This is a genomic window from Bradyrhizobium sp. SZCCHNS3052, assembly GCF_032484495.1.
GTDB lineage: Bacteria > Pseudomonadota > Alphaproteobacteria > Rhizobiales > Xanthobacteraceae > Bradyrhizobium.
This window is the reverse complement of record NZ_JAUETB010000004.1, coordinates 419,752-443,873: the sequence shown is the minus strand read 5'-3', so window position 1 is coordinate 443,873 and position 24,122 is coordinate 419,752. Positions and strand designations below refer to the sequence as shown.

The 24,122-nt window shown below is 63.1% G+C and carries 16 protein-coding genes and 1 tRNA gene; 15 read left to right on the top strand and 2 right to left on the bottom strand.

Going from position 1 to position 24,122, the window contains the following annotated elements:
• Window positions 1-837: 837 nt before the first annotated feature.
• Window positions 838-2,214, top strand: coding sequence for a cytochrome P450 (locus QX073_RS16895; RefSeq protein WP_316171084.1), 1,377 nt, complete (start codon window positions 838-840; stop codon window positions 2,212-2,214).
• Between the two features lie 173 nt (window positions 2,215-2,387).
• Here QX073_RS16895 and QX073_RS16890 read toward each other — a convergent pair whose 3' ends face one another.
• Entirely contained in the window at window positions 2,388-3,230 is an 843-nt protein-coding gene (locus tag QX073_RS16890) for an SDR family oxidoreductase (protein ID WP_316226056.1), read from the bottom strand.
• Between the two features lie 181 nt (window positions 3,231-3,411).
• Here QX073_RS16890 and QX073_RS16885 point away from each other — a divergent pair, with 181 nt between their 5' ends.
• The 10 genes from QX073_RS16885 to QX073_RS16840 all read left to right on the top strand — a co-directional run bounded on the left by QX073_RS16885 (window position 3,412) and on the right by QX073_RS16840 (window position 15,540).
• Complete coding sequence (locus QX073_RS16885) at window positions 3,412-4,380, top strand: sensor histidine kinase (protein WP_316166301.1); 969 nt, start codon at window positions 3,412-3,414, stop codon at window positions 4,378-4,380.
• Between the two features lie 191 nt (window positions 4,381-4,571).
• Entirely contained in the window at window positions 4,572-6,350 is a 1,779-nt protein-coding gene (locus tag QX073_RS16880; protein WP_315825571.1) for a putative bifunctional diguanylate cyclase/phosphodiesterase, read from the top strand.
• A gap of 133 nt (window positions 6,351-6,483) precedes the next feature.
• Window positions 6,484-7,677 carry a substrate-binding domain-containing protein gene (locus QX073_RS16875; RefSeq protein WP_316226055.1) on the top strand — a complete coding sequence of 398 codons (1,194 nt, stop codon included), beginning with the start codon at window positions 6,484-6,486 and terminating at the stop codon, window positions 7,675-7,677.
• Window positions 7,678-7,743: 66 nt separating this feature from the next.
• Window positions 7,744-8,508, top strand: coding sequence for an ABC transporter ATP-binding protein (locus QX073_RS16870; protein WP_315751883.1), 765 nt, complete (start codon window positions 7,744-7,746; stop codon window positions 8,506-8,508).
• The gene (locus QX073_RS16865; protein WP_315825573.1) at window positions 8,505-9,227 is read left to right on the top strand and encodes an ABC transporter ATP-binding protein; all 723 of its coding nucleotides are present in this window, start codon (window positions 8,505-8,507) and stop codon (window positions 9,225-9,227) included. Before QX073_RS16870 ends, QX073_RS16865 begins: the two co-directional genes overlap by 4 nt.
• The gene (locus QX073_RS16860; protein WP_315715114.1) at window positions 9,224-10,234 is read left to right on the top strand and encodes a branched-chain amino acid ABC transporter permease; all 1,011 of its coding nucleotides are present in this window, start codon (window positions 9,224-9,226) and stop codon (window positions 10,232-10,234) included. Before QX073_RS16865 ends, QX073_RS16860 begins: the two co-directional genes overlap by 4 nt.
• A complete protein-coding gene (locus QX073_RS16855; protein WP_315715113.1) occupies window positions 10,231-11,301 on the top strand; it encodes a branched-chain amino acid ABC transporter permease in 1,071 nt (356 codons plus the stop codon). Before QX073_RS16860 ends, QX073_RS16855 begins: the two co-directional genes overlap by 4 nt.
• Before the next feature lie 203 nt (window positions 11,302-11,504).
• The gene (locus QX073_RS16850) at window positions 11,505-14,606 is read left to right on the top strand and encodes an EAL domain-containing protein (protein ID WP_316226054.1); all 3,102 of its coding nucleotides are present in this window, start codon (window positions 11,505-11,507) and stop codon (window positions 14,604-14,606) included.
• Window positions 14,607-14,752: 146 nt separating this feature from the next.
• Complete coding sequence (locus QX073_RS16845) at window positions 14,753-15,157, top strand: YccF domain-containing protein (RefSeq protein ID WP_315715111.1); 405 nt, start codon at window positions 14,753-14,755, stop codon at window positions 15,155-15,157.
• Between the two features lie 306 nt (window positions 15,158-15,463).
• Window positions 15,464-15,540 (top strand) — tRNA-Arg (locus tag QX073_RS16840).
• A gap of 185 nt (window positions 15,541-15,725) precedes the next feature.
• On the opposite strand, the gene QX073_RS16835 is transcribed toward QX073_RS16840, so the two are convergent.
• Window positions 15,726-15,962 carry a multiprotein-bridging factor 1 family protein gene (locus QX073_RS16835; RefSeq protein WP_172110469.1) on the bottom strand — a complete coding sequence of 79 codons (237 nt, stop codon included), beginning with the start codon at window positions 15,960-15,962 and terminating at the stop codon, window positions 15,726-15,728.
• 176 nt (window positions 15,963-16,138) lie between these two features.
• On the opposite strand from QX073_RS16835, the gene QX073_RS16830 reads away from it, so the two are divergent.
• The 4 genes from QX073_RS16830 to QX073_RS16815 all read left to right on the top strand — a co-directional run bounded on the left by QX073_RS16830 (window position 16,139) and on the right by QX073_RS16815 (window position 23,907).
• Window positions 16,139-16,621 (top strand): hypothetical protein, encoded by a 483-nt coding sequence (locus QX073_RS16830; RefSeq protein ID WP_315825576.1) that lies wholly within the window; start codon window positions 16,139-16,141, stop codon window positions 16,619-16,621.
• Between the two features lie 51 nt (window positions 16,622-16,672).
• Complete coding sequence (locus QX073_RS16825) at window positions 16,673-16,852, top strand: hypothetical protein (protein WP_315825577.1); 180 nt, start codon at window positions 16,673-16,675, stop codon at window positions 16,850-16,852.
• Window positions 16,853-17,788: 936 nt separating this feature from the next.
• Window positions 17,789-22,483 carry an AAA domain-containing protein gene (locus tag QX073_RS16820; protein ID WP_316226053.1) on the top strand — a complete coding sequence of 1,565 codons (4,695 nt, stop codon included), beginning with the start codon at window positions 17,789-17,791 and terminating at the stop codon, window positions 22,481-22,483.
• Entirely contained in the window at window positions 22,480-23,907 is a 1,428-nt protein-coding gene (locus QX073_RS16815; protein ID WP_316226052.1) for a hypothetical protein, read from the top strand. Before QX073_RS16820 ends, QX073_RS16815 begins: the two co-directional genes overlap by 4 nt.
• Window positions 23,908-24,122: the final 215 nt, after the last annotated feature.

Genomic DNA, 24,122 nt, shown 5'->3' with positions numbered 1-24,122 from the left:
CCGCTGACCCTGCGCGGATTGACCGCCGAAATCGCGGCATCACCGGCGAGCGACAGCAGGACGTATTGGCGACCGTCGGGGCCGACGGGCAAATCGCTTCCAGCAAAGCGCCTTTGAGAAGGCGAAACCGCACCGCGCCGGCCTGTCGATCACAGGCTCATCACCATGAAGCGGTGCGCGCCGAAAAACTCATTTCACGAAACACCTCAATCACATCATCCCTGTCCAGTCCTGCGCGCAAAAATATTCTGCTTTCGTTTTTCCGAATCAAGCATACCTTAACGCAGTCCCGTCTCGATTAAGAGGGGCGCTTCGCGGGTCGTCACGAACGTTGAGGCGGGATGCGGTGGGCGTGTCGATGTCGCAGCGTGGTTGTCCCGCGCGGACGAACGGCGGCGATGCGCACGGTCAAGTCGCGTGGTCCTGGCACCCCGATGCTGGTGTTACGCTTGCAGCGGCGCTCACGCGTCGCGCAGGCAACGGTGGCCAAAAAGCCCGGCGCACCGGGGAGAACGCGAAGCAGCCGTGAAAACCATCGCGCGGGGAATGCCGGGATGCCTCGGCTGAACCTGTGGTACCTGCCGCCTGCATTTTTTTCTGCAGGCGGGCCATGGGTGCGGCCAGCGCCCGGCATTCCCCGTGCCCTCTGCTTGGGGGGCAGCAAGTCCAGCAGGACTCGGACGCATGAAGCGCGTCGCGAGATCGCCAACGCGTGCGATGCAGCACAACTACACCGAGACGAAATAACGCAGCGTATTGCATGATGGCTGCAACCGCCCTTCAATGATGTGCCGGCGCGTCGCCGCGCCCCGCCGCCTCGAAAACGGAGCCTCCTTGATGTCGATGCAAAGTGTGGCCACGCCATCGTTCCGCCTGACCTCGCCGCGGCGCAACTCACTGACCCATATCCCCGGCGACGAAGGCTGGCCGATCATCGGCAAGACATTCGAGACCCTCGCCGACCCCAAGGGTCACGTCGAGCGCAACGCCAGGAAGTATGGCCCCGTCTACCGCACCCACATGTTCGGCGAGGTCAACGTCGTGCTGCTCGGCCCCGAGGCCAACGAGCTGGTGCTGTTCGACCAGGCCAAGCTGTTCTCCTCCGCGCATGGCTGGGGCCACATCCTCAACCTGCTGTTTCCGCGCGGCCTGATGCTGCTGGACTTCGACGAGCATCGCATGCACCGCAAGGCGCTGTCCGTCGCCTTCAAGGCCGGGCCGATGAAGTCCTATCTCGCCGGCCTCGACCGCGGCATCGCCGCGCGCATCGCGCAGTGGAAGGCAAATCCGGGCGAGATGCTGTTCTATCCGGCGATCAAGCAGCTCACGCTCGACCTCGCCGCGACGTCCTTCCTCGGCACCGAGATCGGGCCGGAGGTCGACGCCATCAACCGCGCCTTCGTCGACATGGTCGCGGCCTCGGTGGCGCCGATCCGCAGGCCGCTGCCAGGCACGCAGATGGCGCGCGGGGTCAAGGGCCGGCAGCGCATCGTCGCCTATTTCTCCGAGCAGATCCCGTTGCGACGTGCGAAAGGCGATGGCGACGATCTGTTCTCGCATCTGTGCCGCGCCACCGATGACCACGGCGCGTTGCTGTCGACGCAGGACATCGTCGACCACATGAGCTTCCTGATGATGGCGGCGCACGACACGCTGACCTCGTCGCTGACCTCCTTCGTCGCCCAGCTCGCCGCGCATCCACAGTGGCAGCAGAAGCTGCGCGACGAGGTGACGAGCCTCGGCCTCGCCAAGGACGAACCGATGAACTCGGAGCATCTGGAGAAGATGAAGCTGACCGAGATGGCGTTCCAGGAGACCCTGCGGCTGATGCCGCCGGTGCCGTCGCTGCCGCGCCGGCCGATCCGGGATTTCACCTTCAAGGGCTACGCGATTCCCGCCGGCACCGGCGTCGGCATCAACCCGATGTACACCCATCACATGCCGGAGATCTGGCCGGAGCCGGAGCGGTTCGACCCGATGCGCTTCACCGACGAGGCCCAGCGCGGCCGCCACCGCTTCGCCTGGGTGCCGTTCGGCGGCGGCGCGCACATGTGCCTCGGCCTGCACTTCGCCTACATGCAGGTGAAGTGCTTCGCGCGGCACTTCCTCGCCAACCTCGAGGTCTCCTTCGCCCCCGGCTATCAGCCCAACTGGCAGGTCTGGCCGATCCCGAAACCGCGCGACGGGCTGAAGGTGATGCTGAAGGCGGTATGACCCGCGCGCATTGATGCAGCGAGGGCGCCAAGGATCTTGGTTTGTTGCGGACTCTTTCCCCCTCGTCTTCCTCCTCGTCATGGCCGGGCTTGACCCGGCCATCCATCCTGCTGCAACGCGCGGATGAGCGACGTGGATGTCCGGGCATGACGAAATGTATACTTCGCCGTCCCCTACTCCACCGCATCCCCCAGCAGCTTGCGCATCGCCTGATAGCCCTGCTGCTGCTGGCTCCAGTTGCGGCCGCCGGTGATGGCGCCGTCGATGACGAGATCATGGCCGTTGATGAAGCTCGATTCGTCGCTGGCGAGAAACACCGCAGCGTAGGCGATGTCGTCGGGCAGGCCGGCACGCGGAATCGGCTGCGCCGTGGCATAGGCGTTGCGGATCGTCTCCGGCGTCTTCTCGGCCGCCTCGGTCGACAGGCCCAGCGCCTTGCCGAAGATGCCGGTGGCGATCAGTCCGGGCGAGATCGAGTTGACGCGCACGCCGGATTCGCCGAGCTCCATCGCCACGCATTTCGTCAGATGGATCACCGCCGCCTTCGCCGTGCTGTAGACCACCGAGGTGGAGAAGCCGGCGTGCCGGCCGGCGATCGAGCCGTTGTTGATGATGCTGCCGGAGCCTTGCCGCTTCATGTGGGGCGCGGCGTATTTCATGCCGAGCATGACGCTGCGCACCAGCACCGCCATGGCCTGATCGAACCGATCGGCGTCGAGGCCTTCGATGCCGCCGGTCTGCGCCGGACCGCCGGCATTGTTGAACACGCAATCGAGCCGGCCGAAGCGCTCGACCGCGCCATCGATCAATGCCCGCATCTGCCCGTCGACCGTGACGTCGGTCTGCCGGAACACGCAGCTCGCCCCGAGCCTGCTCGCCAGCGCCTCGCCCTCGGCGCTGCGCCGGCCCGCGACGACGACCTTCGCCCCCTCGGCTACGAAGATTTCCGCCGTCCGCAGGCCGATGCCGCTGGTCGCGCCCGTGATCACGGCGACCTTGCCCTCCAACCGTCCCATTCCCTGCTCCTTCCTTTGCTGCTGCGTGCTCGTTCTGGGCGGCGGAATAACAAGCGCCTGAGTTCCGCCGCGGAACCATCATCCTGCGCGCCAGGTTGCAACACACGCAAGACGGCCTCCATCAACCGGACAAATTACCGCCACGTCGGCCTTAATTTGGTTGCGCAGTTGAGGCTCATGGATGTCCATGACGCGACTCATCGACGACATCAAGCGGATCTGGCGCGGCGAGCAGCAGCCTTCCCTGACATGGAGTTGCATGTTTGCAGCGATGTGCCTGCTCGCAGCCACGGCGATCCGCTACGGCATGGCGCATCTGCGGCCCGACGTGTTCTTCACGCCCTACCTGCCGGCCGTCTTCTTCGCCACCGCGATGGGCGGATCGGGCGTCGGCCTGGCGACGGCGATCGCAGGCGCGGCGCTCGGCCTGACGCTCGATTTTGGCGGCGGTCCGGCCGATGGCGCCCGGCTCGCGCTGATGGCGATGTATATGGTCGTGGCGCTGCTGGTGATCTGGGGCGTCGATCACTACCGGCGCCTGGCCGCCAAGCAGCGCGAGATCGCCCGGCGGCTCACCCAGGAGGAGCAGTATCGCAAGCTCCTGGTCGACGAGCTGCACCACCGGCTCAAGAACAAGACATCCACCATTCACGCCGTGCTGCATCAAGTGCTGTACGACCAGCCGCAGGTGTGGAGCCGCATCGACCAGCGCATCCGCGCGCTCGCGACCGCGGACGACCTGATCGCGCGCGCCGACGGACAGGGCTGCGACCTGAAGGATCTGCTGGTCTCGGAGCTCGGGCCATATGGCCATGTCCGCTTCGAGCTCCACGGCCCGCCGCTGTTCCTGCCTGCCAAGCTCGCCGTCAGCCTCGCTTTGATCTTTCACGAGCTTGCGACCAATGCCGGCAAATACGGCGCCTTTGCCTCGCCGCGCGGCTTCCTTCAGGTGTCATGGACGATGCAGGAGGACCGCCTCCGTCTGACCTGGGACGAGGCCGCGGGTCCGCCGATCGGTCCGATCGGCAAGCCCGGTTTCGGAAGCAAATTGCTGAAGTCCGTGCTGTCGTCGTTCGATGGCAGGACCGAGACCAGATTTCTCGAATCCGGCCTTCACTGCACCTTGCAGTGTCGCGTGCCACCAAGCTGAACCGGCTGCCGGGCGGCCATTCCTGCCTACCACTTTCGCCGCATGCGCGCGGCCGCGTCGCTGCTCCGATTCAGGAACGGTTAATGACGCCGCGGCACAAAGCTCCGTCATTCCCGAGACTTGGCTCGCGCGTTCCGGGTTTCTACGTAGCGCTTAACTAAAATGAAGCGGGAACTTTGCACAATCGGCGCATGTACAGCAGCGACCGATTCAACTTTTCCCCCGGGCCGAACGAGGGGCTGGGCTCGACCGAGGCCGAGCTGCGCTTCCTGCGCAGCGTCCTCAGCCAGCTGCCGTCGGGCGTCACGGTCCAGGACGAGCATGGTCGCTTTCTGCTGGTCAACGATACGGCCGCCGTCCAGCTCGGCGCCGCCGCCAACAGCATCGACGGCCTCTCGGCGCCGCATCTCCATAACCGGCGCACGGCCTGCCGCGAGATCCTCGGCCGGGGTCGGACGGTGATCGGCGAGGAAAAAGTGGCAGGCGAGCGCGGCGCGCAGACCTTGCTGACCGCGCATCGGCCGGTTCGCATCGGCGACCAGACCGTCCTCATCTCCAGCTCGGCCGATATCAGCGAGCAGAAGGAGTTCGAGGACCAGTTGTTTCGCGCCGCCTATTACGACGAGTTGACCGGCCTGCCGATGCGCCGCGTGGTCGAGCATCGCGCCGACCTGCTGGTCCGGCGCGGCCGCGTCGACGGGCGCTTCGCACTCGCCTTTCTCGACCTCGACAATTTCAAGTACATCAACGACTATTACGGCCACGCCACCGGCGACGCGCTGCTGGTCGAGCTCGCCAAGCGCATCAGCCGCGACCTGCGCGAATCGGACCTGCTGTCGCGCATCAGCGGCGACGAGTTCCTGCTGCTGCTGCATCCGATCGAGCGCGCCGAGGAGGTCGCCGAATTCCTGCACGCGATGCTGGAACGCCTGAACGCGCCCTTCTTCATCGACGGCGCCGAGGTGTTCGCCTCCGCGTCCGTCGGAGTGAGCCTGTTTCCCGAACACGGCGCAAGCTACGACGTGCTGCGCCAGAACGCGGATCTGGCGATGTACCGCGTCAAGAACGGCGGCAAGGGCACGCTGGCCTTCTTCTCCAGCGCGATGGAGCACGAGGCGCTGGCGCGCATGAAGGTCGAGCAGTCGCTGCGGCTCGCGATCCTCGAAAAGCGCTTCTGCTGCGCGTTCCAGGCCAAGGTCGACATCCGCACCGAGGAGATCAAGGGCATCGAGGCGCTGGTGCGGCTGCGCGACAATGAAGGCGTGATCCAGGCACCCGGATCGTTCATCAACCTCGCGGTCGAGCTCGGTCTCATCGACGAGCTCGCCCATCTCGTGCTCGACGAGATCATCAAGTCGATCGATCTGATCAACGACGCGTTTGGGCCGGAAGCGACGATCAGCATCAACGTCGCGGCGAAACAGGCGTCGAATCCGGAATTTATGCAGCCCTTCGCCCGGGCGATCGCAGCGACCGGCTTTCCCAAGCGGTTCATGATCGAGGTCACCGAGGACGCGTTCGTGACCCGCAGCCATTTCCAGGACGAGATCGTGCCGCTGCTGCGCGGGATCGGCGTCGGCATCTCGATCGATGATTTCGGCATCGGCTATTCGTCGCTGTCGGCACTCGCCGACATCACGGCGGACGAGATCAAGATCGACCGCTCCTTCATCACCGACATTCATAAGCGACCGCGCAGCCAGGGCATCCTGCGTGCGATCGAATCCCTGAGCGAGGCGCTGGGCATGACGGTGATCGCGGAGGGCATCGAGTCGTTCGAGGAGCTCGCCTATCTGCAGGCCGCGACCAAGATCCGCTATGCGCAGGGCTACTACTTCTCGCGTCCGATCTTCCTGGAGGAGCTGAAGCCGGCGGCCCCGCTTGCAAGCGAAGCGCGCATCAGTCTCGCCAGTCGCCCTGTGCAGGAAAATCGCCAGGTCTATGCGCGCAGCAGCCGCTATCGGCGCTGAGCTTTTGGAGGACGACACCCTTCGACCCAAGGTATGAGCCGTCACGGGCTGCCGCCGAAAGCGCCTTGACCCAGGCCGAGCCTGCACACTATCAGTTGCAGGCAACAGCCGCCAGTAGCTGGGAGGAAGGCTCGTGAAGACGTCACATATTCTCAAAGGTATTGTTTCATCATTGACCGCCGCCCTGCTGGCGACCGCCGCCCAGGCCGATGATCTGAAAATCGCTCTCATCTACGGCAAGACCGGCCCGCTCGAGGCCTATGCCAAGCAGACCGAAGCCGGCCTCCGCCTCGGCTTCGAATATGCCACCAAGGGCACCAACATGATCGAGGGTCGCAAGATCGTCATCATCACCAAGGACGACCAGGGCAAGCCCGACCTGTCGAAGGCCGCGCTCTCCGAAGCCTATCAGGATGACGGCGCCGACATCGCGATCGGCACGACCTCTTCGGCCGCAGCGCTGGCCGATCTGCCGGTCGCCGAGGAGAACAAGAAGATCCTCATCGTCGAGCCTGCGGTCGCCGACCAGATCACGGGCGAGAAGTGGAACCGCTACATCTTCCGCACCGGCCGCAACTCCTCACAGGACGCGATCTCAAACGCGGTCGCGATCGGCAAGCCCGGCGTCACGGTCGCCACCCTTGCGCAGGACTATGCCTTCGGCCGCGACGGCGTCGCTGCCTTCAAGGAGGCGCTGGCCAAGACCGGCGCGACGCTGGGCGCCGAGGAATATGTGCCGACCAGCACCACCGACTTCACCGCCGTCGGCCAGCGCCTGTTCGACGCGCTGAAGGACAAGCCCGGCAAGAAGATCATCTGGGTGATCTGGGCCGGCGCCGGCGATCCACTGACGAAGCTGCAGGACATGGATCCGAAGCGCTACGGCATAGAGCTGTCGACCGGCGGCAACATCCTGCCGGCGCTTGCCGCCTACAAGCGTCTGCCCGGCATGGAAGGCGCCACCTACTACTATTATGACATTCCCAAGAACCCGGTGAACGACTGGCTGGTGGCCGAGCACCAGAAGCGCTTCAACGCGCCGCCGGACTTCTTCACCGCCGGCGGCTTCTCGGCCGCGATGGCCGTCGTCACCGCCGTAACCAAGGCCAAGTCGACCGACACCGAGAAGCTGATCGCGGCGATGGAGGGCATGGAGTTCGACACGCCGAAGGGCAAGATGATCTTCCGGAAAGAGGATCACCAGGCGCTGCAAAGCATGTATCACTTCCGCGTCAAGGTCGATCCGAACCTTGCCTGGGCCGTCAACGAGCCGGTGCGCGAGATCAAGATCGACGAGATGGCGGTGCCGATCCGCAACAAGCGGTGAGATAATGGATCGCGTGCCCGGCCCTCGCGCCGGGCACATTCTTACTGGCAGTGACAAGCTGGCGACATGGCCCTTACCCTCGAAACCCGCGACCTCACCATCCGTTTCGGCGGTCATGTCGCGGTCAACAGCGTCAGTTGCAGCTTCAGGCCCGGTGAGCTGACCGCCATCGTCGGCCCCAACGGCGCCGGCAAGACCACCTATTTCAATCTGATCTCCGGCCAGCTGACGGCCTCCTCGGGCTCCATCCTGTTCGACGGCCGCGACATCACCGGTCTCTCGGCGCCGCTGCGCACCCGCGCCGGCTTGGGACGCGCGTTCCAGCTCACCAACCTGTTTCCCAATCTCAGCGTCGAGGAGAACGTGCGGCTCGCTGTGCAGGCGCAGAGCGGCGTGCACTATGACCTGCTCCGCCCCTGGATGGCGCGGCGCGACCTGATTGCGCGCGCGGACGCGATCCTCGACCAGGTCGCGCTTGGCGGCCGCCGCAGCGTCACCGCGACGACGCTGTCGCATGGCGACCAGCGCAAGCTCGAAGTCGCGCTGATGATGGCGCTGGAGCCGAAGGTCTTCATGTTCGACGAGCCCACCGCCGGCATGAGCATCGACGAGGTGCCGGTCGTGCTCGACCTCATCGGCAGGCTCAAGCAGGACACGAGCAAGATCATCCTGCTGGTCGAGCACAAGATGGACGTCGTGCGCTCGCTCGCCGACCGCATCATCGTGCTGCACAACGGACAGCTGGTCGCCGACGGTCCGCCCGCGGAGGTCATCGCCTCGCCAATCGTGCAGGAAGCCTACCTTGGCGTGGCGCCGCGGAGCGCGGCATGAGCACGCTACTGAAGCTTGCGGGCGTCGAGACCTATATCGGACGCTATCACATTCTGCAGCGCGTCGACTTCGAGGTGCCCGAGGGCCAAACCACGATGCTGCTCGGCCGCAACGGCGCCGGCAAGACCACGACCTTGCGCACCATCATGGGCCTCTGGCAGGCCAGGAACGGCACCATCTCACTCGCCGGCGAGCCGATCGAGAGGTTGGCAACGCCCGACATCGCGCAGCGCGGCGTCGGCTACGTGCCCGAGAGCATGGCCGTGTTCTCCGACCTCACGGTCAAGGAGAACCTGATCCTGGCGGCGCGCAATGGGCCGCTCGACGATGCCCAGCTCGCCTGGATCTTCGGCTTCTTTCCCGCCTTGAAGAAGTTCTGGCTGTCGCGCGCCGGCAGCCTGTCCGGCGGCCAGAAGCAGATGCTGTCGATCGCCCGCGCGATCGTCGAGCCGCGCAAGCTGCTCCTCATCGACGAGCCCACCAAGGGCCTGGCACCGGCGATCGTGGTGTCGCTGATCGAATGCCTCAAGGAGATCAAGCGCCGTGGCGCAACCATTCTCCTCGTTGAACAGAATTTCCACGCCGCGCGCGAGCTCGGCGACCAGGTGCTTGTGATGGACAACGGCACCATCGTCCATCGCGGCGAGATGGCCGCGCTCGCGGCCGACGTGCCGTTGCAGGAGCACCTGCTCGGCCTCAGCCTGGAGGCGCATCAATGAGCGAGATCGCTGCGACCGAGGCACTGCCGAAACCGAAGCGCGACATCGCGCCGCTGCTGCTGCCGGTCGTGCTGGCGCTCCTGATGATCCCGCTGGTCGGGTCAGCGAGCTCCTGGGTGACCCTGACGGTCGCGAGCCTCGCGATGGGCATGATGATCTTCATCATGGCCTCGGGCCTGACGCTCGTCTTCGGCCTGATGGACGTGCTCAATTTCGGCCACGGTGCCTTCATCGCCGTCGGCGCCTACGTTGCGACGCTGGTGCTGCTGCCACTGGCGGGCTGGGCCCAGTCCGACTCGCTGCTGACCAACCTTGCCGTCCTCGTTCCGGCGGCGCTGCTGTCGATGGGCGTGACCGGCGCACTCGGCCTCGTGGTCGAGCGCGTGCTGGTGCTGCCGGTCTACGGCCAGCACCTCAAGCAGATCCTGATGACCACCGGCGGACTCATCGTCGCCGAGCAGACGCTGTATGCGCTGTTCGGTCCGCAGATCATTCCCATGCCGCTGCCCGCGGCGCTGCGCGGGTCTTTCATCATCGGCGACGTCGCGATCTCGAAATACCGGCTGCTGGCCATGCTCGTCGGCTTCGCGATCTTCGTCGCCATCGAGCTGGTGCTGAACCGGACCAAGATCGGCCTGTTAATCCGCGCCGGTGTCGAAAACCGCGAGATGGTCGAGGCGCTCGGCTATCGCATCCGCCGGCTGTTCCTCGGCGTGTTCATGACCGGCTCGGCGCTGGCCGGCCTCGGCGGCGTGATGTGGGGGCTGTATCGCGAGCAGGTGCATGCCTCGATCGGCGACGAGCTCACCGTGCTGGTGTTCATCGTCGTGATCATCGGCGGGCTCGGCTCGATCACCGGCTGCTTCATCGGCGCGGTCCTGGTTGCGATGGTCGCCAACTATGGCGGCTTCCTGGTGCCCAAGCTCGCCCTCGTCTCCAACATCCTGCTGATGGTCGCCGTGCTGATGTGGCGGCCGCGCGGTCTCTATGCGGTGACCAGCCGATGATGATCCTGTCCGGCGATCCGCCCCGCAGCCGCGCGCTGTCCATCCTGCTCACCGTCATCATCCTGGCGCTGCTGGCGACGCCCTTCATCTTCCCCGGCGCCAAGGCGCTCAACGTCGCCGCCAAGATCTGCATCTTTGCCGCGCTGGTCGCCTCCTACGATCTGCTGCTCGGCTATACCGGCTCGGTGTCGTTCGCGCATACGATGTTCTACGGCATTGGCTCCTACGCGGTCGCGATCGCGCTCTATGGCCTCGGTCCCAACTGGTCATCGGTGGCAATTGCCGCCGCCGCCGGGTTGCCGCTCGCGCTGCTGCTGGCGCTCGCGATCGGCCTGTTCTCGCTGCGGGTCGAGGCGATCTTCTTTGCCATGATCACGCTCGCGGTCGCCTCGGCCTTCCTGGTGCTGGCATCGCAATTGTCGTGGCTGACGGGCGGCGAGGACGGCCGCAGCTTCCAGCTGCCCGAGCTGTTGCGCCCGGGCACGGTGTTCATCGGCAAGGACTGGTTCGGCTTCCCGATCAACGGTCGCATCCTGACCTATTACCTGGTGCTGTCGGCCTGCGCGCTGATGATCCTGGCCCTGCTGCGCGTCGTCAACTCGCCGTTCGGCCGCGTGCTGCAGGCGATCCGCGAGAACCGCTTCCGCGCCGAGGCGCTCGGCTATCGCACGGTCTTTCATCTCACCTATGCCAACTGCATCGCAGCCATGATCGCGGCCTGCGCGGGGATGCTGAACGCACTCTGGCTGCGCTATGCCGGCCCCGACACGTCGCTCAGCTTCTCGATCATGCTCGACATCCTGCTGATGGTCGTGATCGGCGGCATGGGCACGATCTACGGCGCCATCATTGGGGCTGCCATCTTCATCCTGGCGCAGAATTATCTGCAGGCCCTGATGGGGATCGCTTCGACCGCGGCGGCGGACGCCGGACTGCCGCTGCTGCCCGGCCTGCTGCACCCCGACCGCTGGCTGCTGTGGCTCGGCCTCCTGTTCATCGCCAGCGTCTATTTCTTTCCGACCGGCGTCGTCGGCCGCCTTCGCAACAAGCCGGGCGCGGCGCGCTGAGCTGCAAGTACCCCCGAAATTCTGCGCGGCGGCGCCGGAGCAGCCTAGGCCGCACGGTATCCACATGCGGAAATTATCGTTTGCCGCGAAGTTTCGACGCGCGCTTAAGCGACGGCTAACCGCATTTCCTAACCGGACCGGCACCAGTGCCTTGTTATCAAGCGAGCTTGCAACAAGTCATTTCCTCCCGGGTCGATCAAGGCATGCAAGGCGCAGCAGACACGTCAGGGACCGGCGGTAGCGAGCCGGAATGGATTGGCACGTCCCTCTGGCGCGGTCCGGTGCCATGGCTGATCGCGTGCGGAGCGCTTCTGATCGCAGCCATCGTCATCGGGACGATCGTCATGGCCAGCGGTTTTCGGGCGCGTGCGATCGCCAACAACGAGCGCGAACTCGAAAACACCGTGCTGCTGTTGAGCCGGCATTTCGCGCAGCAGTTCGAAGACGCCGAGACCGCGGTGTCGCATGCGATCCGCCGCATGCAGCTCGAGTCGATCGGTTCGCCGGAGGCGTTCCGGTCCGAGATGGCAAGACCCGAGATCAGCGAGATGCTGCGCTCTCAGGTCAGCGGCCTGTCCTATATGGGAGACCTCACGATCGTCGACGTCGACGGCAATTTCGTGAACTGGTCGTCCAGCGACCCACTGCCGCCCATCAACGTCGCGGACCGCTCCTACTTCAAGGACCTGCAATCGGCATCGCGGCCGGACAGCTTCGTGATCCTGCCGGTCATGAGCCGCGTCACCGGCGGCTGGGCGACCATCGTCGCGCATCGCCTGAACGGCGCCAACGGGGAATTCCTCGGCTTGCTGACCCGCCGGGTGGATCCGCACACCTACGAGACGTTCCTGGAATCGATGGCTCTCGGGAAGGGCTCGTCGATCATGCTGGTCCATTCCGACGGCGCCGTGCTGGCGCGCTACCCGCACGCCGAATCCCTGATGGGCGCCAGGATAGGGAACGACGAGTTGCTGAAGGGGGTCGCCGAGAGCGGCCTGCGCACGACCCTGCTCACGAGCTCCGTCGGCAACCTGGAGAAGATCGCGTCGGCTTCCAGGATCGGGCGCTTCCCGCTCGTCATCTCGGCCAATAGGCCGGTCGACGATGCGCTCGCGGACTGGCGATCGCAGATGGTGCTGATCGTGGGTGCGGCGGTGCTTGCGATCGCGGTCATCGCCGTGACGTTCAGCCTGATGATCCGGCAGATCGTGCGACAGGGGCGTGCGGCAACGCGTCAACTGGAGACCGAGAAGCAAAGGGTCGAGACTGCGCTGGACAACATGACGCAGGGGCTGATCTCGTTCGACGCGAACGCATGCGTCGTGATGTTCAATCAGCGCTTCATCGACCTGCTCGGCCTGTCCACGGACGTGATCAGGCCCGGCGCCCACCTCAGCGAGGTCATCGCGCACTGCAAGGCGCGCGGATCCTTCAACGGCGACGTGACCGACTTCTGCGCCGACATCATCGACAGAGCCGCGGCAGGCGGCACGTCGCAGATGATCGCGGAGGGCGGAGCCGGCCGCTTCTTCAACATCATCGACAAGCCGCTGGCCTCGGGCGGATGGGTCACGACGATCGAGGACATCAGCGAGCATCGCAGGCTCGAGCAGGAGCGCGACCGCAACTACGCATTCCTGCGCGAGATCATCGACCACATCCCGTCGCACATCATGGTCAAGGACGTCCGCGACCGGCGCTATGTACTGGTCAACCAGTCGACCGAGCAGCGCTTCGGCGTGCCGCGCGAGGAGATCGTCGGCAAGACGGCGTTCGACCTGCTGCCGCGACCGGTCGCGGAAAAGGTGACCGCGGACGACGACCGGGCTCTGGAGCAGTCGGACGGGCTGTTTCTCGCCGAACATCCCTGGCAGAGTCCGGGGCTGGGATTGCGTTACATCACGTCACGGCGCATCGCCATCGCGGATGATGCGCAGCGGCCGCGCTATCTGATCAACGTGATCGAGGACACCACGGAGCGGCGGCTGGCCGACGAGAAGATCGCCCATCTCGCGCATTTCGACGCGTTGACCGAGCTGCCGAACCGCGTGCTGTTCCAGGAACGCATCGATGAGGAGCTGGAACGCGCGCGCCACGGCACCTTCTTCGCGCTGCTCTATATCGATGTCGACGAGTTCAAGGGCATCAACGATTCGCTCGGCCATCATGTCGGCGACGAGCTGTTGAAGACGATCGCGCGGCGCATCGAGAGCTGTCTCGCGCCGGAGGATATGGTGGCCCGGCTCGGCGGCGACGAATTCGCGGTGCTGCTGACCACCGTTGCGGACCGGGACGAGGTCATCGTGGTCGTGAAGGAGATCCTCGACGCGATCCGCAAGCCCTATAAATGCCTGGGCCACCAATTGTCGACCGACGCCAGCATCGGCATCGCGCTGGCGCCCCATGACGGCGTCGAGCGCGACCAGCTGACCAAGAATGCCGACCTCGCAATGTATGCCGCCAAGGCCGGCGGCCGCCGCACTTTCCGTTTCTTCGAGCCCGCGATGGATGAAACCGCGCGCGCGCGGCTGCAGTTGCAGCAGGACCTGCGCCGGGCGATCACCGAAGGCCAGTTCGAGCTGCACTACCAGCCGCTGCTCGGCTTCAGCGAGAACGTCATGACCGGCTGCGAGGCGCTGTTGCGCTGGCGTCATCCGGAGCGAGGGATGGTGCCGCCGCTCGACTTCATTCCGCTCGCCGAGGACACCGGGCTCATCAACGAGATCGGCGACTGGGTGTTGCGCACCGCCTGCGCCGAGGCCGCGCATTGGCCCGCCGGCATCCGCATCGCCGTGAACGTCTCGCCGGTGCAGCTCAAATCGCCGACCCTGGCGCTGCGGATCGCAGGCGCGCTGTCGGCGGCCGGCCTTGCGCCCGAACGGCTCGAGGTCGAGATCACCGAGGCGGTGCTGATCAGCGACGACGACGTCGCGCTCGGCATCCTGCACCAGTTGCACGACATGGGCGTGCGTATCGCACTCGACGATTTCGGCACCGGCTATTCGTCGCTGAGTTATCTGAAGCGGTTTCCGTTCGACAAGATCAAGATCGACCGCTGCTTCGTCAGCGACATCGGCGCCGGCAGCTCGTCGGCGATCGTCCAGGCGGTGGTGAGCATCGCCACCGCCAGCAACATGACGACCACGGCCGAGGGCGTCGAGACCGGGGCGCAGCAGACGGCGCTGCGCCAGCTCGGCTGCACGGAGATGCAGGGCTACCTGTTCAGCGCCCCGAAGCCGGCGGCCGAGCTGCGCAAGCTGTTCGGTCCGGAAGCGGCGGCAGGGAGCTTGCAGGCCGCCGGCTGAGCCCCGCTTTGCGGCGCCGTCAACGCCTGGCCGCCCCGGCCGAGCCTGCGGCGCGAGGCCACGCAGATTTCGACGACCGGCCCGCTACCGGCCTTGGCGCCGCGTTCCTATATCCGGAGCGGCAACAACGGAGTTGGCAGGTCGTCATGCAGCCGGTTTCCATGCTTCTGAACATCCTCTGGATCCTGTGCGGCGGCGCCTACATGGCGTTCGGCTGGCTGGTCGCCGCGGTCGTCATGGCGATCACGATCGTCGGGCTGCCCTGGTCCCGCGCCGCATTCAACATCGCCGCCTATACGCTGCTGCCGTTCGGCTCGCGCGCCGTCCGCCGCGACCAGCTCACCGGCATGGAAGACGTCGGAACCGGCGTTCTCGGGCTGCTCGGCAACATCATCTGGTTCGTGCTGGCCGGCTGGTGGCTGGCGCTCGGCCACCTCCTGACCGCAATCGTGCTCGCGGTAAGCATCGTCGGCCTGCCCTTCGCCTGGGCCCATCTGAAGCTCGCCGGGCTGGCGTTGTGGCCGATCGGCAAGACCATCGTGCCGGCGTAAGGCGGGTCGGCGGGAGCGGTCCGGCCGCGCACCCCGCCGAACTGCCGCCTCGCGGCGCGAGCGGCCCGTCCGCCTGGTCCGGGGAGCATCCAAGGCCGTTGCCGTCGCCCAGGCAATCGGCTAAACGATTTGCCGTACGCACCCGTAGCTCAGCTGGATAGAGCGTTGCCCTCCGAAGGCAGATGTCAAGCTGTTTTCCGGGAGCGTAAGACAGAAAAGAGACGCCAATTTCAAAGACTTAAGGAAACGGCGCGGATCGCTTCACAGCCTCGAAGTTTCCGCGTAAGCACTGCGTAAGCAGCGTAGGCACCCGTAGCTCAGCTGGATAGAGCGTCGCCCTCCGAAGGCGAAGGCCACACGTTCGAATCGTGTCGGGTGCGCCACCCAATCAAAGCTCAATTGCGGGCTCGGGAGGAGCTCGCTACCCATTCCCCGCGCCGCCAATCAGATTTGCGTTCAGCGCCTTAGATGCCTTCGGCCAATTGGATTTGGTCGTCAGAAGCTAACGCGATGGGCTCGAATTGCGCCGCCGTTGATGGGGCAAGGGCTCCTTAGATCTGGGGGCTGGTTAGGCCTTCGGGCTCTTGAGCCTCACGCCTTCGCCTTTTTGGTCCGCGTCTAGAAATTCTATGCCGGCTTTGACCAAAGCTTCCTGAACGGCCTGTACCGTACTTATCCGCGAATCCACAACGCCACCCTCGAGCCTTGCAACGGCGTTCAGGGACACGATCGCCTTGTCCGCGAGTTGCTGCTGGGACCAGCCAAGCAACGCTCTAGCAGCCCGAATTTGTCGAGAGGTGATCATGTGATCACCATCGACAGCCCTAGCAAAAGCGCCACTATAAGGTTATAAATCCACCTCTTAAGGGTATTATCTACCCGTACGGGTGCGAAATCTCATGTGGATAGCCTTGGGAATTCCGAGCTGACCGTCTGCGCAATTTCGGGTGCATGTTGCCGTTCGTTGAGGATGCCTGAGCAATGAAGCCCTTTTCGTCCCAACTGTCTTTCGAGTCTCAGACCAAAGTCGGTTCGCACTCTGGCCACCGCGACGGCGACAATCCGAACAATGCCTCTGGACGATCAACTTCAGACCTCGCCAAAAATCGAAGGGCAACCGACAACGATTTAGGCCTGATCGTATTGGGCAAGCAGCTCGAAGAGGCTTTGGCCAATATACGAGCCTCGCACGATCCGGCATCACCAGAAGATCTCGATCGACTTGAAACCATGCTCGCCGATCTAGCGCCCGTAGAACAGGCCATCATGGGCACACCGGCACGAACGATAGCCGGCTTGGGCGTAAAAGCTCGCCATGCAGCCTACGTCGTTTCAGAATATTGGGATGCGCCGCTTGATCAGATCGACTGGCATTCTCGGGCTGTCCGTTCCTTGATTGAAGCGGTTTGCGAGGTGGCATCCGTACCTTATTCCTTCGAGCCGAGTCCTACAGAAGAGAACTAATCACGCTGTACAAACTTTTGCTGTCAACTTTCGATGGAAGGATTGGAGCGAATGAGCATCGTATCCATCATGGCCGCGATCCTCGAAGAGGAGTTGCGAGAACATGGCATTCGCGGACTAACCAAACTCGACCGCGAAACGATTGTTCACAGCATGATTGAACGCACGGTCGAACTCGAAGCACACATTAAACAGCGTCATCTGGGATCACGCCTCGATGATCAAAACTGAGGGACTGTTGACGTGTTGCGGACCGCTTCCGAGGATGGAGGAGAGAGCGGACCGATAATGGACTGCGAAAGACTGCCGGCTGGAGTCAGCCTGTTTCGAAGGTTTCCGCAGCCGCAAAAACCGACGGCGGAGAGGGAGCCCGCGAATTGGGGCAGAATATCTCGTTATCATCAAATAGTTGGGTGATTAGGCCCTCAGAATCGTTCGCAACCAAGAAATGCCGAGCGCTGATCGTCGACTATAACTTCCTGCGGCAAGTCGACTGAACGGAACGAAGTGTAGCGACAGTGACTCTCGTTCAACCTGTCTAAATCTCTCAAGACATGGATAAACGACATCAGCCCGATTCGATCTGAGATATTTCTGTCCATATATCGAGTCCAAAAGTGTGGAGGTCACCATGACAGTCTACGGATATGCCCAAGCGCCGCGGGAGACCACTGCATTCGACGAATTTTCCATATACCCCTGCATCCCAAGGGAGCGGGCTGCCAGTATCTCCGGATGTTGCGGCGCTTGGAGAGGCTTCGGCCAGCCAAGCTTGCCCAAACTGGCCATGGCTCGCCCGGCTGATGTCTCCGATAGGATGAGGGATGAGGCAAAGGATCGTGTCCCCGTACGTGGTGTAGGTTGGTCGGGCCGTCCGAACGCGCGCTCCCCAATAGCGCTGTAGGGGGCGGACGGCTTTGCGCTGGTCACCGCCGATTGCCCGCTAGGGTCGGGTTGCTGTCACCAACCCGATTCGAGGAAGCACCGACTCCCGACGAGATGATGAACCTTCGCGCGCGCTCCTGGAGAAGGCGCCTGATGCCAGTCTGATACGCGCAACGATCGGCATCAGCCCTCGACCGGAATGCCCAATACCTTTTACTCAATTCCGGCTAAGGCGGACGTATGTAAGAGTGCATTTAGGCACCGATTCTCGGGAAGGTTGGAATGGTCTGTCGGGTCAGATACCTTAGCAGCGCCGGAATTCACCGACGTGAGATTCCAGGCATATCGGCCTTGGAAAGGACCTATCCTTCGCAATGGCTGCTTTACGCCTCCCTACAGTGCTTCCCTCGCGGCGAGCCGCCCATCGAAATGGATGCGTTGGTGGTAATGGACGACCGCGTCCTCATCCTAGAACTCAAGGATTTCAACGGCAGACTGACCCAAACCGGCGACCTTTGGTTCCTGAAGGGTCGACGATTTCGTTCGCCGATCCAGGCGTTGAGCATGAAGGCTCGCAAGGTAAAGACCTTCCTTCAGAACGGCATTCCCGGCTTCGACCATTACGTTGATTTCCGCCTCGTTCTGACGGGCACCGCAGATAAGGCCGGCCTTACTAAGCCCGATCGGGATCATGTGCTGACGCTCCGCGAAGCGGAATCGCTCGCTACACCTACCGGCAAGCGACTGCTGATGCCCACCACCCTACGAAACAGAAGGACGTTTTCGTTTGAGCCCGACTTCGAGCGGATCACGCAGAACACGAGGATGTTCGGCCCGCTAGAAGTGGAATGGGACGGTCACCGCGTGATCGAGGAAGACTTTGTCGTCCATCCAGATCGGATTTGGCGCGAACATCGGGCCGAGCAGATAAGCGACGCTCGTTACAAGGCGTTGCTCCGGGTGTGGGCGTTCGACAAGCTACCCTCTGGCCTGAATAGTCCCGATCGACGGCAGCTCATTGCAAATCGCGAGAGACGGGCCATAGGTCGGTTGTACGACTTGGGAAGTCCCCTCGTTGACCGAAATGCTATTCTGATGCCGATCGGAGAGGACAAAGACGAAATCCTGACGCAGCATTTCGAGCTTCGTCGGCTAGTGGCCGGGCAAACGACCCTCGATCGCTACCTGACCAGGTCGGGAGACGATCTGACCATCGAAGACCGCGTTACGATGGTAGCCTCTCTCCTCGAGATTCTCGCGGAACTGCATTCGCTAGAAATCGCTCACCGCGACCTCGGCCCACGCTCCCTTTGGGCATCGTCCCCGACGCGGCTCGCCCTTGGCGGGCTGATGACCTGCCAACTTCCCGACGAAGAATCTCTGGGCGATTGGTCTGCAATTCTTCGCGGACATGCCGAGCCTATTCCGGAAGACGCCGACAAGCAAAAGGCGGGTAGCGGAAAGCAACGGGACGTATATGCCCTTGGTCGACTCGCATTTAGAATACTGACCGGCGACGAATCTCTCTCCGATCTACGATCCGCTATCGCTCGCCTGCCGATTACGATGCCGGGCCTTTCCGACTGGCTGACTAAAGCCACCGAAGCCGAAGCCAAGAACCGGTATCGTGACGCACGCACGATGGCGGACGAATTCGCAGGTCTCGTGGAACGATCCTCTTCCGCAGAGATCGATCAAGTCCTTCTGGATAGGTACGAGACGTCCGATATCCCTTACGTCATATGGCCCGTGGGCAGAATGCTGAAGGGCTCAGACGTGTACGTCAGCAAGGATGCGGACGGGAACGAGATCGTCGTAAAGAGTTGGCCCCGTATCAGGCGCGGCATGAGTACCGCGGGCGACATCGCAATGAGCCGGCTCTTCGACGGTGCTGGCAGGCTGATCAGCACCCCTCTACCGGGCTTGCCTCGTTTCTTGCGAACTGGAATCGCGCCGACCGGGCCGTTTGTCGCATACCACTTTGAATCCGGCACACTGCTCTCGGACTCCCAGCCCTCGAGCTTCGAAAGCTCACTCCGGATTTCGGCGCAATTGGCGCAATGCGTCTCCGCCATCCATGACATGGGGTACTCCCATGGAGACGTCGCCCCGAAGAACATCCTGGTCCGGCAAGACGGGGATATCCGTCTGCTCGATCTGTTTGATATATCGGAGGTCGGCGACGGGCGGTTGAGGACGCCCGCCTTGTGTCCAGAAGCCTGGGAGAGCCTCACCGATGTACAACTCGACCGTTTTGCTACTACCAAGATCATTAGGCACATGATCGCCGCCTCGGGCGACGGACAGGTCGGAAGCGTTGTGGCCGAGCTCGACCGCGAACTGGCTCGACCACGGATCGAAACGTTCGAGCCAATAGTCATAGCCCTGCGCGAAGCGTTGAAGAAGCTCGAGGACGCGAAGCCACCGACGCTGCGCATATCGTTCGTCGGGGCGAGAGGTCCTTTCGTTTCCGACGGCGGCCGCTTCTATGTTCGCGCCGAGAGGACCGGTCCGGCCACGTTCGAATACAGCGTCGCCGGTATCGAGCGCATTCTCAAGGTGGAGCTGCGTGAAAAGGAAATCATCGGAGCTCGCATGGAAATCGCTTCGTTTCCGAGCCTCGCACATGCTTCGCAGCATGGGGTGCCTATCGAGTTCGCCATCGAACTCGCCGACGGCCCCGATGCAGGGCTCGACGAACTCCTCGCCAAGATCGCTCCTCTGGTCGAGCCACCGCCCCCGGAGACGGACGCCCCTCAAAAAACCACGACAAGACCGCTGGATGTCCCTAGATATTGGCGCAAGCTCCTGGATCTTGAGGCGGCGCTCCTGCCGGAGGTCGAGATCCTGAAAGACATAAGTCCCGACAGAGGACCCACGGCGATTTACACCTACGAGCGGATCGGCCGCGACTTCGACTTCGACGCGGGATCGTCCGTGGACGTCAAGTTGACCAACCGCAAGAAGATCGGCGAGCTCGACCTCGAGCAGACCGACGGTCAAAGACTGACGGTGAACTTTTCAGACCGCCGCCTGGTGCCTGGCGAGCGCGTCAACCTCGTGGACCGAAGATCCCGGACGTCATTCGACCGCAGGACGAAAGCGGTCGAGCGAATACTCGAGGACGAAGCAGCGGTCGACGGTCTCGTCGGCTATTTCCAGCCCGACTTGTCGCTGGAGGCGATCGACTACGGCCAGAGCGTCTCCGACGAAGTGCTGAACCGATACGGCCTCAATGAGGGCCAACGAGCCGCCTTCCGCCACGTCGTTCGATACGGTCCTGTAGGACTGTTGCAGGGCCCCCCGGGAACGGGCAAGACGCATTTCATTGCGTCGATCGTCCATTGGCTGACCACCGAACGGGGCGCTGGACGAATTCTCATCGCCAGCCAATCCCATGAGGCGGTGAATAATGCGATCGAGGCCATGCTCGACTTGCACAAGAAACACGGAGGCAAGAAGCCAAGCCTGCTCCGTATCGGCTCGAAGGGCATCACCGACAAGATCAGGCCCTATCACACCGCGTCCTTGCAACAGAGCTTTCAATCCCGCTTCGAAAACGCCTTTGCGTATCGCGTTATGGGACTTGCGGCCGCGGTCGGTCTCAAGCGCGGATTGGTCATGGATGCGGTGGAAATCGACCGGTCCGTCGGCGAGACCGCGCGGCGGCTCGAACTGCTGGCACAAGCCGAAAGCGGTCCATCGCGCTCGCCAAGAAGCGAACTTGGGCGTCGCGACGTAAACATCAGAGCCGCCGCTTCGGCGTTCGGGAGGGCTGCCGAACGCGTGTTGGGAAGACCCGCCGATACGGCGCGCCCGTCTGCTGAGGTCGATGCAGCCTACGGGACCCTGCTTTCACGCCATCCCGACGCTTCGCCTTCCGACCTCGTTCTCGCAAGGCAAATCATCGCACTCTCCCGCGAGTGGTCGGCGTCTCTTGCGACGCCCTACCGCAATTTCGAGGAATTTCTCGCCAAGACGCGCGGGATAGTGACGGCGACCTGCGTGGGAGTGGGACAGACAAAGATCAAGGTGGAGAAAAACACCTTCGATTGGGTGATCGTCGACGAGGCAGCTCGCTGCACGCCCGGCGAGCTCGCGGTGCCCATTCAGCTCGGCCGGCGTGTCCTTCTCGTCGGGGACCATCGACAGCTGCTTCCCATGACCGAACGCGTCGTCTTGGACGGTTTGCGGTCCCAGATGCCGGAAACATCCCGTTCGGAATTCGAACGTAGCGACTTCGAGCGCGCCTATCTGTCTCGCTATGGCTTAGAGAATGGCCGGACACTGACCGAACAGTACCGGATGACGCCCGCCATCTGCGATATGATATCCAAGATCTTCTACGAGCCTTATGGCACGAAGCTTGTCACGTCCAAGGATCGGGAAGCAGACCCTGCTTTTGCAGCCGACCTACGCTCTCCCCTCAGCCATCCAATCACGTGGATCGATACGTCCGACGAGCGCTCGTGTCACGAGACGCCGGCGAGCTGGGACGAAACCACCTTCAGTAATCGGGCCGAAACCGAGGCCGTGATGAGGCTTCTGGAGCGGATAGCCGAGGAAAAGCTGCTCGTCGACGCACTGGCAGCCGGTAAAAGCGAGACGCCGATCGGCATCATTTGCATGTACAGCGCCCAAAAGATGAAGGTCGAGGAAGCGTTCTCCCGAAGGCCTTGGGGAGCAAAATTTAGGAACATGATCCGGATCGACACCGTGGATTCCTACCAGGGTAAGGAAAACACGATCGTCATCGTGTCGCTCGTTCGGTGCAACGATAGGCGCGATCAGGGGCATGTAAGAATACCCAATCGATGCAACGTGGCCCTTTCGCGTGCGAAAGAACGTCTGTTCGTGGTAGGTGCCAAAAGCATGTGGAGCCACGTCGGAAAGCGAGCGCCAATGCGCAAAGTGCTTGAAGAGATCCTGTCAGGAAGCCCCGGCATGACGTTGGTGCAGGCAGGAACGCTGTCATGACGATCTCGCTGAGCGGCCCCATAACGATCCGCACGCTCGGGTTCAACGTTCCCTGCCGGCGCTTCCTGCTTCGCGCGAACGTGATGCGCGACAAGAGGCTTCCGGTCGTCGACGAGTTCGTGCTTCGCGCTCTTAAGATCTGCGAAGATCTTCCCGTACGACGGATCGCGTCCTACTTCGGTTTCACTCCATTCGAGACCGAGAAGGTGATGTCCGATCTCGTCGGAAGCGGCTTGGTCGTCGTGGAGGCAGATCGAGTTCGGTTGCACCCGTCGGCCCACGAACACTTTCGTGGTTCGGCCGACGGGTTGCCTCACGTAGTCGAAGTCGAGAGTTGGCCGATCAGGATATGGTTCGACCTCGTCAGTAAGAACATGGCCTCGCCGGGCACGCGAGCGGCCAGAAACCTGATCGATGTGCGTCCGGCGAGCCTGGCAAGGGATATTCCCGCCTCTTATGCGAAGGCGGCGTTCGAAGCCAATTTTCCCGACTATCTGCGCAGAGTGCGGCGGATGCCGAATCCAGATCGTTTCTCGCTCTACTCGGTGCCCGAGGCGGTTGCCGAACGGTTCGGTTCGTTGGTGTTTCTGGTTGACCAGAATCTCGTATTCGATCCGGATCCTCGCCTTGAACCTGACCTTCTCGCGATCCACTCCGATGACATGCCGAGACTGCGGAAGCTTGCCGACGCTGTGCTCGATACCTATCGGGGTCTGATCTATCCGAATTCGTCGCGTGCGGCTCTCGCCGAGTTCGCGAGCCTCTCCGGCGATCCCGGTGTGACGGACAGCTACGGAGGAACGGCGACATTCGATCTCCCGCGATGGATGTCACGCAATCCCGACGTCGAAGGTAAAGAGCGGCGGCCTATCGTCGGCGCGTCGTACATCAAGCGCAACATCGAGGGATTTACGGCACTGATCGACCTTATCCCTGCTCCACCGACGTCCATCGAAACTGCGCCGAAGGAGATCATCTGGTATCGCCCCGGGGGAACAGCTTGGGGATGCTCGCCGGACCTGCGGGATGCGATAAGGTCGATAAAGTCCGCCCTTCGCCGGAAATTCGGTAGATCGGCCATCCGCACGACTCTAATCTTTCCCGATGGATCGCGAGGAAGAGAATTACCGCGGCGCTTCGAGGGCCTCTTCGATGCAGGCTACATCGCCCCTCCCGGATTTCTCAGTCCGGCGATCGAGGTCATTCATATACCGAATGTTGCGTGTCTCCTATCGGTCGCGGTCGACGTCTCGTCTGCAGTGCAAATTCCGGTCGGGTTCGCGTCGATCTTGCCCGAACATCGCGATCGCATCAGAGACAAGCTATCGAGCCTACATTCGCGTTTGAGCGAGCTGTGGCGCGCGGATAGACAAGAGGAGGAAGAGCCCGTCGAGATGGAGCCGGAGGATGCAGACAACGAATGATCCGCTCTCCCTCCCGGACAGCAAAGATGCTTTGGAAGCGGCCACCTGTTTGCCGCACAGCTGCTGGCGCCAGCGAAACACCTGACAGGCATGCTCACCGAACGCGCGGCCACACCCAGGATCGTCGCTCCCGGCTCCAGCGCCGCCGCAATGACGCGCCCCTTCTCCGCATGCGACCAATGCCGCGTCGCCGCTCCGACGTGATCCGATGCTAT